Raw genomic sequence first — 16,225 nt, 5'->3', positions numbered from 1 at the left:
AATCTCAAAGAACAACAGGGACGCTCTTTCGCAATTCCCTAACCGGACAATGCTGACACCGAATGATTATTTTTTCCGCCTGTTATATTTCGCACGCCCTCATTTTTTTCATTATTTCAATATCACTAAGGTATTAATCTTTGCTGCCAGGACAAAATCACTTTCCGTCAGCCCATTGATCTTATGGGTATAAATCTTGATCTCCACCTTTCCCCAGGACAGGGTGATTATGGGATGGTGTCCCTCCTGTTCGGCAATCTCTCCTACCTTATTCACAAAATCCAGGGCATTTCGAAAATCTGGGAATTTAAACGTCTTAAACAAATGGTGTTCTTCCACCACATCCCAGCCTTCTACTTGCTTCCGCAAGGTTTGAAGCGCATCTCCTCTAAGGGGAGGCACCCCGATTTTACACGGTACACAGGTTTTTGAAACGAGTTCTGACATCGTAATATCCTCCATAAAAAGTTACAATTTTTCTACCGGACTTTAGGTATTCCCGCCGCCTTTAAACAACTCCATCACCCAACCAGATTATATTGTTCTTGTCTTTTCAGAATTTAAATTTGAAAACAACTTTAGCAGATGCCTTTTTATTTTCTTCACGGTAAATCCCATACAAATCAATCCTTCTTAAAAAATTTATTCAGGTATCACCACTCCCTTTCCCCGTGCTGCCTGTATGGCCCCCTCATATCCCGCATCTGCGTGCCTCGCAATTCCCATCCCCGGGTCTGCCGTTAAGACCCTTTCGAGTCTCTCATCCCTTTCTTTAGTACCGTCAGCGACAATGACCATACCAGCATGAAGGGAATTGCCAATACCCATACCACCGCCATGCTGGAAACTTACCCAACTGGCGCCATTTATGGCATTCAGGGCAAAGTTTATCAAGGACCAGTCAGCAACGGCATCGCTGCCATCTTTCATACCTTCCGTCTCGCAATAGGGAGATGCTGCAGACCCGCAGTCGAAGTGATCTCTGCCAATGACTACGGGTGCCTTGACAACGCCTTTTCTTATCATGTCGTTGATGATCAAACCCATCTTTGCACGATCTCCATACCCTAACCAGCAAATCCTTGCAGGCAGCCCCAGCAAGGGTACCTTCTCTCTGGCAAGCTTTATCCATCGCACCAGCGAAGCATCTTCAGGAAAATTTTTGATAACCGCATCATCAATCTTTTCAATGTCCACTGCGTCACCCGACAATGCAACCCATCTGAATGGTCCTTTTCCCTGACAAAACAGAGGTCGGATAAATGCAGACACAAAACCAGGATACCAATAACGTCCATCAGCATCCCTCATGGATACGCCCGCCATCTCTGCCTGAGACCTCAGATTATTACCGGAATCAAAGCACACCGCCCCCTTCCTCTGCATCTCTAAGATCGCTTTCACCTGATCAACAATAGCATCCAGCACCTTTTCCTTATAAGCCCGCTTATTTCTTTCCCTAAGTTTATCGAGTTCCTGTACATCACCAACCGGCACATACGACATCAGATCATGAGCGGGAGTTTGATCTGTTATCACATCAGGAACGATATCCCGTTTTGCCAGTTCTGGATAGATTTCTGCGGCATTTCCCACCAGACCCACCGATAGCGGCTGATGTTGGGATTTGGCGTCCAGGATCCATTGGAGCGCATCATCAAGACTGCTTGTCATCTTGTCACAATAACCCTCTCGGACCTTCTTTTCTATGCGTTCTTTCCGCGCCTCTACGCACAGAATGGTTCCCTCATTCATGGTAACAGCCAGTGGTTGTGCGCTGCCCATGCCTCCCATTCCTGCCGTAAGAACAAATTTGCCTTTCAGGGTTTCAGCATCAAATGCCTTTCTGGCGAGGGCAGCAAAAGTTTCGTATGTCCCCTGCAAAGCGCCCTGCGTACCAATATGAATCCAGCTTCCTGCAGCCATCTGACCGTACATGGCAAGCCCCACCTCGTCGCAGGTGTCAAAGACCTCTTGTTTTGCCCATGCAGGAACCATGTTTGAGTTTGCAATGACAATGCGCGGCGCCCATGCATGGGTTCTGACAACATATACTGGCTTGCCCGACTGAATGCACAACGTCTCATCGCTTTTAAGCGCTTTCAGGGCGTTTACAATTCTCTGATATTCCTTCCAATTCCTTGCAGTACGGCCTGCGCCTCCGTAAACGATAAGTTCTTCCGGTTGGATGGCCACATCCGGATCAAGACTATTCATCAACATCCGCAGGGCTGCTTCAGTATCCCAGTCGTTGCACACCAGGGTGGTCCCCCTTGGTGCCCTGATAGGGGTTTGTGGTCTTGATTCGTAAAACATCGGTCGTGTCATATGGTAAGTATCCCTTCTGAAAGCAGAACACAGATTTCTCAGATACACACGATGATCGATATGCTTTCAGAATGAATGGTATCGGGGTTTATCTGTGTCCAAAAAAGTAAAATTTGTCTCTTACACCTCGGGCAGGAATTTAGCCAGTTCCTGCATCCACTTCCAAGTCTCATTCTTTATATCCTCCGCCTCAACACCGTCTTTGAATGAGTCTTCATTATCCTCCATAAAGCAGTAAATCTTCCCTAAAAATTCTTTCAGTTCGGCCACCTGTTTTAAGATATCCATGATTCTGTCCCTCCAAAAATGACAAAAACAATCTTTGCTTATCAGGCATATTAAATCATAAAAATACAAAAAAAACAAAAATATACTCTAAGCACAGCGAGAAAATGCCTTCATGACAGGTAGTCAATTCCGCAAGAAAAAAAGAAGTCATTTGAGGGTCATTACCGCTAATGACACGCCATGCAATTAATATTTACCAGGCTTGAGATGTGGAGAGTCTATTGCAAAAGGTGCAATGGAGTGGCAAGATATGCCGTCCAATTGGCCATCCATATCGGGAAATGGTAAATGAGAACAGAGGCGGGTTTAAGTGTTCCGATTTTGCCCTGGCATTGGTCCGTGAAGCAAGAGTGCTCTGCAGGAATGGTGAATTTTATATAGACCTTAATCCGTTCGTTTATACCCTGGATTCCACAACGATTAAGTTATGCCTTTCTTTTTTCCTTGGGCAAAATTAAGAAAGTGCAAAGAAGCTATAAACTGCATATCCTCAATGCATCAGCCGTAGCGTCTCTTCTGCCACATTCCACAGGCGCTGATGCACATTCAATCTGTTTAAGTTTATAGCTCATGCTACCCGTAAATACTCATTTTCCCGTAATCTGATTCTACCACCCCCTTTCTCTTTAACTCCCAATCTCTCTGGATTTTTTTAAGCCACTCATCCTCTGTCTTCAATTGCCCTATTTGCCGGCACAACTCATCTGTGGCCTATGCGTTACTCAACGAATTAAGACGTATACGGTTTTGTTCAACAGAATTCTTACAAGCACCGTGCAGCGCAAACCAAACAAAACTTTTTAAAATTGGTGTACCGGTAAAGACGGGTATAAGAAGAATAGCCATCTGTCTTTTCAGTGCTTATCCCTGTAAAGAAATCTTTCAACTCGCTTTTCAAAATATCCGTAAAGCGTATTCAATGCTCTGTTGAGTTTTAGAAAAGAATCATCATGGTAACATGATTGCCAGGCCGGACGGGAGTGCTACGCCCAAAATATGTCTTTTTGTGGTATGTCCCGGTGTTGTTAGCAATTAAATCTTTAAATTATTCAATTTTACTGCAGAAAAACAGAAAAAACCGCCTTGGACACCAAACTCATTATGTATTCTGAGACCTTTTGATATCACAAATTACCCTCTGGGAGAAGTGCGGATTAGGGCTGTTTTTCCGGTTCGAGGATAGTTGGGGCTACGATTCTTCTTAACCCAGCCCCTTTTGCAGCATCCATGATATCCACAACGGCACCGTAAGGAACATTCTTGTCTGCCCGTAAAACAAGGGTCTTGTCATCCTGCTTTAAAAAGGCATTTTTTAATACAGAAATAAGTTCTTTTCTTTCAACGGGTTCATTCTGAAAAAAAAGTTTACCATCCTGTGAAATCGTCAAAGTCCGCTCCTCAAGTTTACTGGTGGATGCATATCTGGTTGACGGGAGTTCCAGTTTGATATTTGGTTGTTCTATAAAACTCGAGGTAACCAGGAAAAATAAGAGTATGAGGAACAACATGTCTACCATCGAGGTAAGGTTTATGACAGATTTTGCGATACGTTTTTCCCTGAAGCGCATGGTTATTTTTTCCCAAAATCTTCTGAAGGATAAAGTTTGTTGAGCAGGCGCATAGCATATTCTTCCATTTCCAAAGCAAAGGTATCCACTTTTTTGTCAAAATAACTGTAGGCAACCAGGGATGGAATTGCAATAAAGAGTCCAAGCACCGTGGTTCTGATGGCTTCTGAAAGTCCACCGGAAAATGCCTTTGCCTGTCCCAGCCCCAGTTCAGATATAATCCCAAAGATATTTTCCAGTCCTAATACCGTTCCAAGCAATCCTAAGAGAGGGGCAATCGCAGTGATAACTTCCAGTATCAACAGCCTTTTTTCAAGCACTTTTATTTCTTGTCTTCCGGCAGCCTGAATGTCAACGAATTTTTCTTCCCGTGTGAGATGGTTGTTTGAGAGCATTCGTCGTAACAGATTTGAAAAAGGGCCCGCTATTACCTCGCATTTGGAGATTGCGAAGGGGATATCCGCTGGATTGTTTATCGCCTCAATGGTTTGGATAATTTCCGGCTTTAAGATTTTATTCCTTCGCAGATTTATCGCCCTTTCAATGATCACCGCAAGGGCTAAAACGGAACAAATTAATAGTGGTATCATGATAGGGCCGCCACCGATGAGCCATTCCAAGCGTATTTCCTCCTAGAAAAAATAGAAATTGAACCTCACGTCAATTGAAGGTTCCTTGATATTAACGGGAAAGGGATTCAGCGGTTCTGCATTTTTGATGGAGGATACAAGCCTGGATGCAAGATTAAAATTTCCCGCATCATCCACGATCTTCACTCCATCAATAGAGCCGTTAGGCAAAACCTTGAATTCAATAATGACAGGTTTGTCATTCTTTGTTTCCAGTTTTATTTCTGCACGGGTCCCGTACCCGAGAAACCAATAGAGAGATATCCTGTCCCTGATATGTTTAAAATAATCGGCATATTCATGTTTTTTGACGTTAAAAGATGGTGCACCAGGAATCGATGCATTTGATATGGTATCTTCAAAAAGTACCGGATCATTGTTTGCCCCCTCTGTCTTCGCATTAACATTAATGGAGATTTTGGGTTTTTTCAATTCGCCTGAGCTTTCCTGATTATCTAATCCTTTTTCTAGTTTGCGCTGAGGTTCAACACCCGATAATTCTGAAGGAGGCACAGGAGGTATTTCCGGCTGAAGAGTCGGGGCATTCTTTGTTTCCTTTGTTCTACCCAACTCTCTTTCTTTCATCTCAGTCTCTTTTGCTGTTTCTTCCTCCTGAAGTGAAGAGGATAATGATTCTTCCGTTTCCGCTTTTTTGTTTATTTCATCCCGTTTGTCAGCAAAGAATACCCCTTCACTATTTGGCAAGGGCTCTGCTTCTTCCTGATGAATGCTCCGTCCTATAGTGAGTTTTTCTCTTTTTGATACGGCGGTAGTATCTTTTTTTTGTATCGTTTCGCCGAGATTCACGGTCTTTACCGCAGCCGTACTTTCCTTTCCCTCTTCAGCAGTCACCTGTGGATGTATCATTTGAAATGGTTTTGCGGCATGCTCTTGTTTCTCCAAACCTTTGGGGAGATTGGCATACCTGGGTGGAACATTTTCATCATGAGCGCTATCCTCAGAAACAAAAGCCTGTGCTGTGGCCTCTTGCCCTGACGGTTGTTGCTGACGATCATAAGGGACGCCAGCTTTTCCCTTACCCAGAAGTGGCGCCGTAGAATGCCCTTCTGCGTGAGGCTCGTTGTTGATCGGTCGCTTATCGTCAGGGAAATTATCCTTTGCCACAGCACCCTTTGCGCCGATTTTATCGGTATCAACCGGTGTTTCCTCGTCCTCTGCATTATCAGAAGTGTCGGTAAATATTTTATACTTCTTTTTTTCAGCCTTTTCCTCTTTTTCTTTTTTGGAGGCTACATCTGCAGGGTTTTCTATTTGGGTATCCGGATTGTCAACTTCCAGGGTAACTGCATATTCACTTGGCTCGCGGATGAAACTGTCCCGAAGCAATCTTAAACTGAGAAGTTGGTTTACTTGAGGAGACATGAAGATGACGAGGACATGTATTCCCAGTGAGGCAACAACAAGAAGCAAAAACAGATTTTTGCTAAAAAATTCTGTACGGGATTTGACGGGCATAATTTTGCATTAACGGTTTGTAAGATGTGTTTTAAAATCATGTATAATGATACATTATATCAAATGGTAAAAAGTATTATTGATTTTCAATCACCGTAAAAAAGTCTACAGCAGGTATATTTCGTTGTCAATGAGATTCTCGCGTTGAATTCTGTTCTTTAAGCCTGAATAAGATAAAATCAATGATGGGGGAAACGTTGTCGTTGATAGAGAAAAAAGGCACCTTAATTTCTGGTATTTTATCACTCACTACTGCGATTAAGTTTTGGTCGTTTTTGCATATCAAGTCATTGCTGATTTCTGAGCGTGAGACCTCAATTTTTGGTATAGTCTTGGTTTTGTAACCCTCGGCGAGGATAATATCCATATCTGGCAGGTAGGTATTTATGATCTCTGAAAGAGGAAGTTCTTCGGATGTTACGCGTATAATACCTGTCATTAACTGAGAAGACACCACAACTGCATCGGCCCCGGCCTTCATGTGTAACCAGCTGTCCTTTCCCTCCTTATCCATTTCAAAGCTATGGTGACTGTGTTTGATGGTGGCAACCCTATAACCCCGGAATTTCAATTCATGAACAAGCTTTACCATAAGGGTAGTTTTGCCGCTGTTGGATTTACCTACAATGGAAATTATTGGTACTTGTGGCTGCACAAGATAATTATAAAAGATATTCTTCGAAAATAAAAAAGAATTTTACCATCATTCGAAGCATGGGACACCAGTGATTTAACCTTGACAAATGAAGCATTGGTAAATTAAAATCCCGTATTGGTGTGACGATATTGCCCTTAACATCATCCTCCGCAAGGAGGAGGTTTTAGGGCGGATACTCCCAGATAGAATTGGCCTGCAAGCAGTTTGATTGCGTTGACAATTATCAAGAGGGTGCTTCTTTATGGATGACACAGGAAAAATACTGGACAGAAGACAGCTTTTTAAAGACTTATTTGTCTTTGTAGGAGATAAAGTTGCGGATTATGCCAGCAAAAGGATCGATCGTGTAATGCCCAAGGGTGATTACTTGCGTCCGCCAGGCGCCGTTGAAGAAACAGAATTTCTTTCCTTATGTACCCGCTGTGATGAATGTATCAAGGCGTGTCCTGCAAAGGCTATCAAGAGATACCACGGGCTGATGGATGTGTCAATAGGTACACCGGTTATTATGCCCAGGGAGAATCCTTGCGTCTTATGTAACGGCTTGTTGTGTATTACTGCCTGTAAAGAAGGTGCGTTGAAACCCGTTGATCATGCCGATAAGGTCAAGATGGGTATCGCCAGGATTAATGAATCACGATGTCTGGCGTGGGGCGGCCAGGATTGTCAGTTGTGTTATATAAAGTGTCCCTTACAGGGAGATGCGATTTTTTTGGAGGACGGCAAACCTGTGATTAATGAGGACAAATGTGTTGGCTGCGGAGTTTGTGAATACGCTTGTCAAACAATAAACAACACCTGTGCAATTAAGGTTGCTGTGAAAAGATAATTATAGTTCAACGAAAAATAGAGGTGTGTTATGAAAGAAGATGTGATGTCAGACTGTAAGATTCCATTTACCTGCGAACTCTGTGAGAAGCAACTATCGTGTCAATTGGATCAGATAGAGCACAACAAGTGGGCAATTGTCCAACGAATGAAAGACATCAAATATAAAATCGTGGTAATGAGCAATAAAGGCGGGGTCGGGAAGAGCACGGTAACTACAAATCTCGGTGTTACATTGGCACGAATGGGCAATAAGGTTGGTATCGCTGATGCTGATATCCACGGGCCAAACATTCCGATAATGCTAGGTGCGGAGGGGAGAAGGCTCAAGAGCTGCAGTGACGGTGTGCTTCCGCTGGAAGTATTGCCAAATTTAAAGGTGGCATCCCTCTCCTTTTTGATTGAAAATCCATCAATGCCCGTTATATGGAGGGATGCTGCAAAATGGGATTTTCTTTGTGAGTTGATGGGAAGTGTATGCTGGGGCGATTTGGATTATCTTTTAGTGGATTTGCCACCGGGGACGGGAAATGAGGCAATTTCTATTATTGAACTTATTGGAAAAGTAGATGGGTCTGTGATTGTTACTACGCCACAGGAAGTAGTCTTGCTTGATGTCAGAAAAGCTGTGGTATTTTCCCGAGACAGCAATGTCCCCATTATTGGTATTGTTGAAAATATGAGTGGCTTGATATGCCCTCATTGTAACACACGAATTGATGTGTTTAAAACGGGAGGAGGGGAGAAGATTTGCAGTGAGTTAGGCGTTGATTTTCTTGGCAGAATACCTTTAGAACCAAGAATTACAGAGAAATGTGACGCTGGCGAAGCATTTGTGTCTGCCTGCCCTGATTCGGATGCGGCAAAGGCTTTTGAAGAAATTGTTAAAAAGTGCGAAATCTTTGTCAGGACACGCAGAGATGAGCTAGACAAGATTGCTGAGTTTAGAGAGGTTCCTTTTTTAGGGAAGATACCGGTAGATCCAAATTTTATTGAAGAGAATCCCATCATATAACCATGGTGAAACCAGGACAGATATCTCATCCCAAAGGTGTGTGTGATCTGTAATACAACCATTGAAACCCTGATATAACCACAAAGATAGAAAAAATTTGTTTGATGCCGTATTTCTATCAACGATTTTGATTATCTCATTTTTCCTTGTCAATTTTCATACATCAAATTCCTTCCCTTGGTATTGGCAACGTATTTTTCCTGCGGCTTTTGATTTTATTACGGATATGTATTTGATTATAAAAGTAAAAATACCATGTTTCGTTCAATCAAGTACAAATTGATTTCTCTGTTTCTCATAGCAGTCCTTACGCCATTGTTAGTTATGAGACTCATTGCGTATCCTTCTGCGCAAAAGGCGATTCAGGAAGCGACAATTAAAAATTTGCAATTGATTGGCTCTAAAAAAGTATCACAGGTACATGCATGGTTAAATGAATTAAAGAGCAATGCAGAACATATTGCTTGCAACCCTTTTGTAGTAAATGCAATAGATTTCTCAGACACAGATGCTGATATTACATCCCAATTTCTTTCCCACATACCTTGCGGGACCTGGTTTCACAAATTCATGATTAGTGATGTATCAGGTGATGTCAGATTGTCCACAGATACGAGGTTAACAGGGTTAAACATAATGACTACGGAAGGCTTTAATTATGCTCTCACGGGTAAAACTTACATTTCGAACGTTGAATCCCCGTTTTTTTATGATGTCGATGATTACGGGCATAGTACCGGCAGGTTGCCTGCTATTATTATTTCTGTACCGGTAAAAAACAAAGATGCGTATGTGGTCGGGGTAACGATGTTTCAAGCAGATATGTCTGTTCTTAACTCAGCAATGCAGGAAAAACGTTACGGGGACAGGTATGACTCATACATTATTGATCAACATGGCTTGATGATTACTGAATCTGATTCAGCGGCTCGACATAATGATACAAGTCTGATGATGGAGAGACTAGTAAAAGAGTCGTCGGTTGTAGAACTGCGGGCCAAGCAATTTCCCAAGAGTGTAGCTTCTTGTTTAAACGGAGAAAATGGATTCGATGTGAATGGCTATATAAACTACGCAGGGGAAAAGGTGATAGGGGTATGGTATTGGATTCCTGAGCTGAAATGGGGTGTCATTGCAGAAATTCGTGCTGACGAAGTATTGTCTGCGATGAACAATGTAACAAACTCCATCTTCGAGGTTCTTTCCTATTTAACTGTTACAGGGGTAATTTTGGCAACTGCCGGGATAGTATTTGCCCTGGTAATAGGACAAAAGATTGCCAATCCTATCATGGAATTAACAGCAGCAACGCGGAAGATGTCTGCAGGGGATTTGTCGCAAAGCGTAAAGATTCATACACGGGACGAAACTCGGGAATTGGCAGACGCTTTCAACATTATGGCTGAATCGGTACGGGAGAAGACAAACAAGTTACAGGAAACATCAAATTTCCTGAATAGTATTTTGGTCGGTTCTACGGAACATTCAATTATAGCGGCTGATCTTGACGGAACCATCCTGGCCTTTAATGAGGGTGCGAAAAGGACGTTTGGACACGAACCGGAAGACCTCATTGCGAAATCGAGTATTGAAATTTTATATACAAAGGCTGACGTTAAATCCGGGAATGTACGCAAGATGCTGGAAACGACGCAAGCTGCCGGCCGATACAAAAAAGAAATGCATTTGGTACGCAAAAATGGGGAGGTTTTTATCGGATATGGGACTGTTACCACACGGCGAACGACTCGTGGGGAACCAAGTGGCTTTGTAATGATTATAAGGGATATAACAGAGCAAAAATTATTGGAACAGGAACTTCAGAGCTATATGATGCAACTGGAAAAAATTGTTGAGGAGAGGACACAAAAATTAAGGGTATCAGAAGAGAAATACCGACGCCTCTTTGAAACGAGTAAGGACGTTGTATTCTTCTGTGATACAGACTGCCAGTTTATCGACATTAATCAAGCCGGTGTGGATCTGTTTGGTTATGACTCGAAAAATGATATCTTAAAATTGAACCTGGTACAACACTTATTCTTTAGTGCCGGCGAAGGTAAGTTGATTAAAGAGATGGTGGGCAGAAATGGTTTTATCAAGGACTACGAGGTGGAGTTAAAAAAGAAAGATGGTGACAGCGTGCCTTGCCTTATGACAAGTAATCTTAGACGGGATGAATGGAATAATATCATAGGATATGAGGGGATTATTATTGATTTAACCGAACGCAAAAAGATAGAAAGAGAAAAGGATATCATGAACAATATCAATAAAATTCTTGCCTCAAACCTTGATATCCGGGAAGTGTATAAATCTTTCAGTGAGGAACTGAATAAGGTCATCGATTTTGACCGTATGAGCATTACCCTTCTTGATGAAAAACGGGAAGAATTGTTAATTTTTGCTGTCTCAAAAGATTACCACGATTCTAAACTGGAAGAAGGGATGCATTATTCGAAATATGGAACACTGGCAGGCAAGGTTGTGGAAAATGGTGAGGTTTACATGGTAACTGACACCTCTCAAGGATATTTCTTAACAGACCCGATCCTCTTTAAAGAAGGAATCAAGTCGCGTCTGTCATTTCCGCTGATATGCAAAGGTGAAATTATTGGAAGTCTCAATTTCGGGAGTAAAAATGTCAGGAATTATTCTGAAAACCACGTTGAAATTATTCAGAAGATTGCTCCGCAACTGGCTATAGCAATTGACAACACGTGTCTTTTTGATAAAATTAAAGAATCTGAGGAAAAGTACAGAAATCTTGTTGAAGATATCGAAGATGTCATATTCAGATTAGACAAGAGCGGAAGATATTTGTTCCTGAATAGCGCGTTGAAGAATGTAACGGGGTATGATCCTCGGGAATTTTACGAAAACCCCGCAATCGCTATGGAAATGATCCATAAGGATGATGGTGAACTTGTGAGAGAAACAATCCGCAAAGTCCTGGCCGGTGAATTAAAAGCATCAAAAGATTTGGAATACAGAATCTACTGTAAAAGCAGAGAGGAACTATGGATTTCTCAAAATACCTATCCGATCAAAAATAAAAAAGGGGCTATTATTGGTATTGAGGGGATTATGAGAGACATCACGGACAGTAAAAAAATTGAAGAACAGATCAGGCGTTCTGAACGATTGGCCTCGATTGGCGAGTTGGCAGCTTCAATTGCCCATGAAATCCGCAACCCACTTGGTGCCATATCGAATTCTGTTGGTATGTTGAGAAGAGACTTGTCCTTAATGGGCGATGATCAAAAGTTGTTTGATATGGTGGTTGAAGAAACGGACCGCCTTAATAGCATCATTAGCAATTTTCTTACCTTTGCACATCCTGCAGAGTATCATTTTGTCAGGAGTGATATTCTTGAGATTATTGATGAAACCCTGTTTTTATTAGAGCAGGATGCCCGATTTCATGAAGAAATCCGGGTTGTAAAAATGTACGAGAATGATATCCCCGAGATATATGTGGATCGAAATTGGATCCGGAAGGTCTTTTGGAACTTATTGGTAAATTCGTTTGATGCGATGCCGAGGGGCGGAAAGATTTTTATCCGGGTAAGAAAACCAATAGGACCTGACAAGAATGAGATTGAAATCGTGATTGCTGATACGGGAATAGGAATTCCGCCTGAAATTATACGAAAGATTTTTGAGCCTTTTTTTACAACAAAGAAGTCTAAAGGCACGGGATTGGGTCTTTCTATTGTACACAGAATCGTTGATAACCATAGTGGTGTGATTGATGTCAGGAGTAAACAAAACAAGGGAACGATATTTACCATGCGATTACCTATAAAAAATAAACAGATGAAAGCTGTTTCTGTGTAGAGATATGACCGATGTTTAATATTCTGGTAGTTGAAGATCAAAAAAATATGCGGGAATCTCTGGTGATTGCTTTCAAGAGATCAGGTTATAATGTTGACAGTGTTGAAAGCGGGGAAAAGGCTGTAGCGGTTCAAAACGAGCACTCCTACGACTTGGCTATCGTGGACCTTAAAATGGAAAACATGGATGGACTCGAAGTGCTATCGCGCATTAAACATATCAATCCCTCAACCGAAGTCGTTGTTATGACAGCTTTTGGCACGATCGATAGTGCAATTCAGGCGATGAGAAGAGGCGCTTACGATTATGTCACGAAACCTTTCCAGTTATCTGATATCCTCTCCGTAGTTGAACGGGCGTTAGAAAAGAAACGCTTGTCTGACAAGGTCATCAGTCTTCAAAAAGAGGGAAAAGAAAGGTATAAATTTGAGGGTGTTATCGGCAATTCTCCCGTAATGATACGACTACTGAACATTCTTGTGGAGCTGGTGAGAAGCGAAAGTACGGTTCTCATTACCGGGGAGAGCGGAACAGGAAAAGAGATAATCGCGCATGCCATTCATAACAATAGTCTCAGACGTGATAAACCTTTTATTGTGGTGAATTGTGGCGCCTTGCCGGAGAATTTACAGGAGAGTGAATTGTTTGGGCATGCTATGGGTTCATTTACAGGGGCGATAAAAGATAAAAGAGGTATTTTTTTGGAGGCGCAGGGCGGCACGCTATTTTTGGATGAAATTGGTGAAACGTCTCTTTCGACACAGGTCAAACTCCTTCGGTTCCTACAGAATGGTGAGATACGGAAGGTCGGCGACAACAAACCTATTTATCTTGATATTCGGATTATAGTAGCAACAAACAAAAATCTTGAAGAGGCTACAAAAAACGGCTCCTTCAGAAAAGACCTTTTTTATCGACTCAATGTTATCAGAATCCATGTCCCTCCGCTAAGGGAAAGAAGAGAAGATATCCCCCTTTTAATTAACTATTTCATGGATAGGTACTCGAGTAAGCTGAAAAGGCGGATGCCGGAGTTGTCCGGTGATGCAATGGAGCTTCTCAAGGATTATCTCTGGCCAGGAAATGTCAGGGAATTGGAAAATGTGATTGAAAGGGCGGTCACCCTTACAAGGGAAAACCAGATAACGATAAATGACCTGGCATTACAAAGCACTTCTCCTGCTGAGACTATGAACTTTACGACTGAAATGGGTGGTATCAGGGCGGCCCTTGCTCAGGAGGAGAGAAAGACCATTATTGAAACTCTACGAAAATATGCCGGGAACCGTAAACAAGCAGCAAACAATCTGGGTATCTCGACAACAACCCTGTGGAGAAAAATGAAGGAATATCAGATCATGTCAAAGACAAGTTATAATACGGAAGTATAATAACTCAGTACTCCAGCGACTCAATCCCCCTTAACAAAGAATAAAAGGGTTGTAAAAAACTTTTAAAAGAAGCTTTTATCCGGAATACGATGAAGGTTCAAAATATGAGTATTATTGATAAATATTTTAGAAGAATAAACCGATTACGGATATCGGTGACAGACCTTTGCAACCTTCGATGTATATACTGTAGGCCAGAGAGCGGACTAGATCTCGCGAAGCATAAGGATATATTGACGTATGAGGAGATTGTTGCTGTTGTGCAACATGCCGTGAAATTGGGAATAAAAAGTTTTCGTCTCACTGGCGGAGAACCCCTTTTCAGAAAAAATATCGAAAATTTATTATGGATGCTGGGAAATGTTCACGGTATCGAAGATCTGGCTATGACGACCAACGGTATTTATCTGAAGAACTACACAAAGGTGTTAAAGGCAATTGGACTCTTCAGACTAAACATCAGTCTCGATAGTTTGGACAAATCAAAGTTTGAGGTAATTACAAGAGGCGGGAAATTAAAAGACGTCCTGGATGGAATCGACGAAGTTCTCCATTTGGGATTTAAAAATACGAAGATTAACGTGGTTGCTATGAAGGGAGTCAACGACAATGAATTCGAAGAATTTGCAAAACTCACCCTAGATCGGAACCTAGAAGTTCGTTTTATTGAATATATGGCAATGAACAAAAAAAGTCTGGACTCAGAGGATAAGTACATTCCTATGGCCAATATTATTGATATTCTTGGAAAAAGAAATGAACTCAAAGCACTCGCCCCTCCTATGCTTGGTAGTGGTGCTGCAAAACTCTATAAAATTAATGGCGCCAGGGGAACCTTGGGATTTGTATCAGCCGTGAGCCAGCCTTTTTGCAATTCGTGCAACCGACTTCGTTTGACCGCCGAAGGAAAACTGAGATCCTGTTTATTGTCAGGCGGAGAGGTAGACCTTAAGACCATCCTGAGAAACAATCCTACGGAAGCACAACTTACCGATGCGTTCCTTCGTGCTGCAAGCCTGAAACCCTCCGTGCATGCCGGTAAAGGTCATGTCATGATGCATGAAGTGGGTGGATAACAAAAAATGTACACCTATTCTCATTCTCGGAAAAATTGGCAGACGTCCTCGAAGAATCCGGGAAAGAAGAACTCATAATTCTCCACAGAAAAGCAGGTTTATTTTCTGCTGTGCCAAAAACCCCTGCTCGTCTATTTCCATTTACTGTAATTGGTCTGCAAAAAAATATTTATCAAAAAGAAGTGACAGAGGCAATTCTCGGACAACCCGTTGACTTCCTATTTCATTTCTGCCACTTTTACCATGCTATCTCTTTAATGAGATTCAGCGTTGTCGGGTTAGAAGCTTGCTTGTATGGTTTCTGTCACATCCGAGCACTTTTATCGGGTATCCGGTGAACCCTAAACTTTATGGATTCCTGCTAAAAACATGCGGGAATGACATCCCGAGAGGAACAAAAACAAGACACGCAATTTCTAACCTAACAGCACTGAATGAGACTGAAAATATCGAAACAATTTACCAAGAACCCTGCAAATATTGGAGAGTAATTCCAGGAAAAGGAAGAGATTCCTATGACAACACCATGGAATTTCGTTTCAATCATTGAAAGATAAGATGTGTGAATTAGCTCAACAGGATGTGAAAATCAGATGTAGAATTTTTGAAAAGAAATACAACCTCTCTTCAGATGTATCTTATAAACTTTCCCAAGAAGAAAGATGGGTGACGAAGAAGATTTTTTTGAGTGAAATGCGCTGATTGAAGGAATTAAAGAATGAGCACATATAAATGAAAAGGGTTAATTACGTGATAGATGAACATCTGAATGAAGCAGAAAAAATAATAAAAAATGATCATCCGATAATATTTTCCGACCTTCAAAAAGTTTATACAAGCCAGAATACAGCATATATTAAAGACGAATGTCAGGTTTATAGACAATTCTTTTTTGAATATTTTTCACCATGTCCACACAGAGACATTTTTTCTGGGAATTCACCATCATATTATGAAAAGACTATTATCAGAATAACACAAAAAGCAAAGGATGGGATTACCCACGGAAAGGCTTTTGTCATATGAAAAATCTTTCCAACAAAGAATCTTTGACTTTTCGCATTATTAAACGAAATCAGCATTGTCCGGTTAGGGAATTGCGAAAGAGCGTCCCTGTTGTTCTTTGAG

The 16,225-nt window shown here is 41.7% G+C and carries 15 protein-coding genes; 8 read left to right on the top strand and 7 right to left on the bottom strand.

The genetic code is table 11. From position 1 onward, the window contains the following. Positions 1-111 precede the first annotated feature (111 nt). The 3 genes from BIY37_RS05305 to BIY37_RS13420 form a co-directional block, all read right to left on the bottom strand. Positions 112-447 carry a 4a-hydroxytetrahydrobiopterin dehydratase gene (locus BIY37_RS05305; protein ID WP_070066797.1) on the bottom strand — a complete coding sequence of 112 codons (336 nt, stop codon included), beginning with the start codon at positions 445-447 and terminating at the stop codon, positions 112-114. 195 nt (positions 448-642) lie between these two features. Further along, positions 643-2,328, bottom strand: coding sequence for a urocanate hydratase (gene hutU, locus BIY37_RS05300; protein WP_230402444.1), 1,686 nt, complete (start codon positions 2,326-2,328; stop codon positions 643-645). A gap of 120 nt (positions 2,329-2,448) precedes the next feature. Continuing rightward, complete coding sequence (locus BIY37_RS13420; RefSeq protein WP_179129295.1) at positions 2,449-2,616, bottom strand: hypothetical protein; 168 nt, start codon at positions 2,614-2,616, stop codon at positions 2,449-2,451. A 209-nt stretch (positions 2,617-2,825) separates the two neighbouring features. On the opposite strand from BIY37_RS13420, the gene BIY37_RS05295 reads away from it, so the two are divergent. Together BIY37_RS05295 and BIY37_RS14295 are read left to right on the top strand one after the other, a co-directional pair. Beyond that, positions 2,826-3,074 (top strand): hypothetical protein, encoded by a 249-nt coding sequence (locus BIY37_RS05295; protein ID WP_143299184.1) that lies wholly within the window; start codon positions 2,826-2,828, stop codon positions 3,072-3,074. A 248-nt stretch (positions 3,075-3,322) separates the two neighbouring features. After that, positions 3,323-3,547, top strand: a complete 225-nt coding sequence (locus BIY37_RS14295; protein WP_179129294.1) for a transposase — start codon at positions 3,323-3,325, stop codon at positions 3,545-3,547. 223 nt (positions 3,548-3,770) lie between these two features. Here the strand turns inward: BIY37_RS14295 and BIY37_RS05290 are convergent, their stop codons facing one another. The 4 genes from BIY37_RS05290 to mobB form a co-directional block, all read right to left on the bottom strand. Further along, complete coding sequence (locus tag BIY37_RS05290) at positions 3,771-4,184, bottom strand: ExbD/TolR family protein (RefSeq protein ID WP_070066794.1); 414 nt, start codon at positions 4,182-4,184, stop codon at positions 3,771-3,773. Positions 4,185-4,186: 2 nt separating this feature from the next. Next, a complete protein-coding gene (locus tag BIY37_RS05285) occupies positions 4,187-4,804 on the bottom strand; it encodes a MotA/TolQ/ExbB proton channel family protein (RefSeq protein ID WP_080324867.1) in 618 nt (205 codons plus the stop codon). A gap of 12 nt (positions 4,805-4,816) precedes the next feature. Next, entirely contained in the window at positions 4,817-6,289 is a 1,473-nt protein-coding gene (locus BIY37_RS05280; RefSeq protein WP_070066793.1) for an energy transducer TonB, read from the bottom strand. A gap of 127 nt (positions 6,290-6,416) precedes the next feature. Beyond that, a complete protein-coding gene (mobB, locus tag BIY37_RS05275; RefSeq protein WP_261340835.1) occupies positions 6,417-6,944 on the bottom strand; it encodes a molybdopterin-guanine dinucleotide biosynthesis protein B in 528 nt (175 codons plus the stop codon). A 244-nt stretch (positions 6,945-7,188) separates the two neighbouring features. On the opposite strand from mobB, the gene BIY37_RS05270 reads away from it, so the two are divergent. The 6 genes from BIY37_RS05270 to BIY37_RS05240 all read left to right on the top strand — a co-directional run bounded on the left by BIY37_RS05270 (position 7,189) and on the right by BIY37_RS05240 (position 16,123). Further along, positions 7,189-7,776: a 4Fe-4S dicluster domain-containing protein gene (locus BIY37_RS05270; RefSeq protein ID WP_070066791.1), complete on the top strand. Its 588-nt coding sequence runs from the start codon at positions 7,189-7,191 to the stop codon at positions 7,774-7,776. A gap of 30 nt (positions 7,777-7,806) precedes the next feature. Continuing rightward, entirely contained in the window at positions 7,807-8,790 is a 984-nt protein-coding gene (locus BIY37_RS05265; RefSeq protein WP_230402443.1) for an Mrp/NBP35 family ATP-binding protein, read from the top strand. A 255-nt stretch (positions 8,791-9,045) separates the two neighbouring features. Further along, complete coding sequence (locus tag BIY37_RS05260; protein WP_070066790.1) at positions 9,046-12,630, top strand: PAS domain S-box protein; 3,585 nt, start codon at positions 9,046-9,048, stop codon at positions 12,628-12,630. 11 nt (positions 12,631-12,641) lie between these two features. Next, positions 12,642-14,021 carry a sigma-54-dependent transcriptional regulator gene (locus tag BIY37_RS05255; RefSeq protein ID WP_070066789.1) on the top strand — a complete coding sequence of 460 codons (1,380 nt, stop codon included), beginning with the start codon at positions 12,642-12,644 and terminating at the stop codon, positions 14,019-14,021. 104 nt (positions 14,022-14,125) lie between these two features. Continuing rightward, entirely contained in the window at positions 14,126-15,097 is a 972-nt protein-coding gene (gene moaA, locus BIY37_RS05250) for a GTP 3',8-cyclase MoaA (protein WP_179129293.1), read from the top strand. A gap of 732 nt (positions 15,098-15,829) precedes the next feature. After that, on the top strand, positions 15,830-16,123 hold the full coding sequence (locus tag BIY37_RS05240) for a hypothetical protein (RefSeq protein WP_070066787.1): 294 nt from the start codon (positions 15,830-15,832) through the stop codon (positions 16,121-16,123). Positions 16,124-16,225 lie beyond the last annotated feature (102 nt).

Source organism: Candidatus Brocadia sapporoensis, from assembly GCF_001753675.2.
Taxonomy (GTDB): Bacteria; Planctomycetota; Brocadiia; order Brocadiales; family Brocadiaceae; genus Brocadia; species Brocadia sapporoensis.
Note: the sequence above shows the minus strand (reverse complement) of the source record. Positions and strands in the feature narration are given on the sequence as shown.

Excerpts from the sequence above, each read along its gene's own strand:
- BIY37_RS05255 (WP_070066789.1), top strand. The coding sequence starts at position 12,642 with ATGTTTAATATTCTGGTAGTTGAAGATCAAAAAAATATGCGGGAATCT.
- BIY37_RS13420 (WP_179129295.1), bottom strand. The coding sequence starts at position 2,616 with ATGGATATCTTAAAACAGGTGGCCGAACTGAAAGAATTTTTAGGGAAG.
- BIY37_RS05240 (WP_070066787.1), top strand. The coding sequence starts at position 15,830 with ATGAAAAGGGTTAATTACGTGATAGATGAACATCTGAATGAAGCAGAA.
- hutU (WP_230402444.1), bottom strand. The coding sequence starts at position 2,328 with ATGACACGACCGATGTTTTACGAATCAAGACCACAAACCCCTATCAGG.
- BIY37_RS05265 (WP_230402443.1), top strand. The coding sequence starts at position 7,807 with ATGAAAGAAGATGTGATGTCAGACTGTAAGATTCCATTTACCTGCGAA.
- BIY37_RS05270 (WP_070066791.1), top strand. The coding sequence starts at position 7,189 with ATGGATGACACAGGAAAAATACTGGACAGAAGACAGCTTTTTAAAGAC.
- moaA (WP_179129293.1), top strand. The coding sequence starts at position 14,126 with ATGAGTATTATTGATAAATATTTTAGAAGAATAAACCGATTACGGATA.
- BIY37_RS05280 (WP_070066793.1), bottom strand. The coding sequence starts at position 6,289 with ATGCCCGTCAAATCCCGTACAGAATTTTTTAGCAAAAATCTGTTTTTG.
- BIY37_RS05305 (WP_070066797.1), bottom strand. The coding sequence starts at position 447 with ATGTCAGAACTCGTTTCAAAAACCTGTGTACCGTGTAAAATCGGGGTG.
- BIY37_RS05260 (WP_070066790.1), top strand. The coding sequence starts at position 9,046 with ATGTTTCGTTCAATCAAGTACAAATTGATTTCTCTGTTTCTCATAGCA.
- BIY37_RS05290 (WP_070066794.1), bottom strand. The coding sequence starts at position 4,184 with ATGCGCTTCAGGGAAAAACGTATCGCAAAATCTGTCATAAACCTTACC.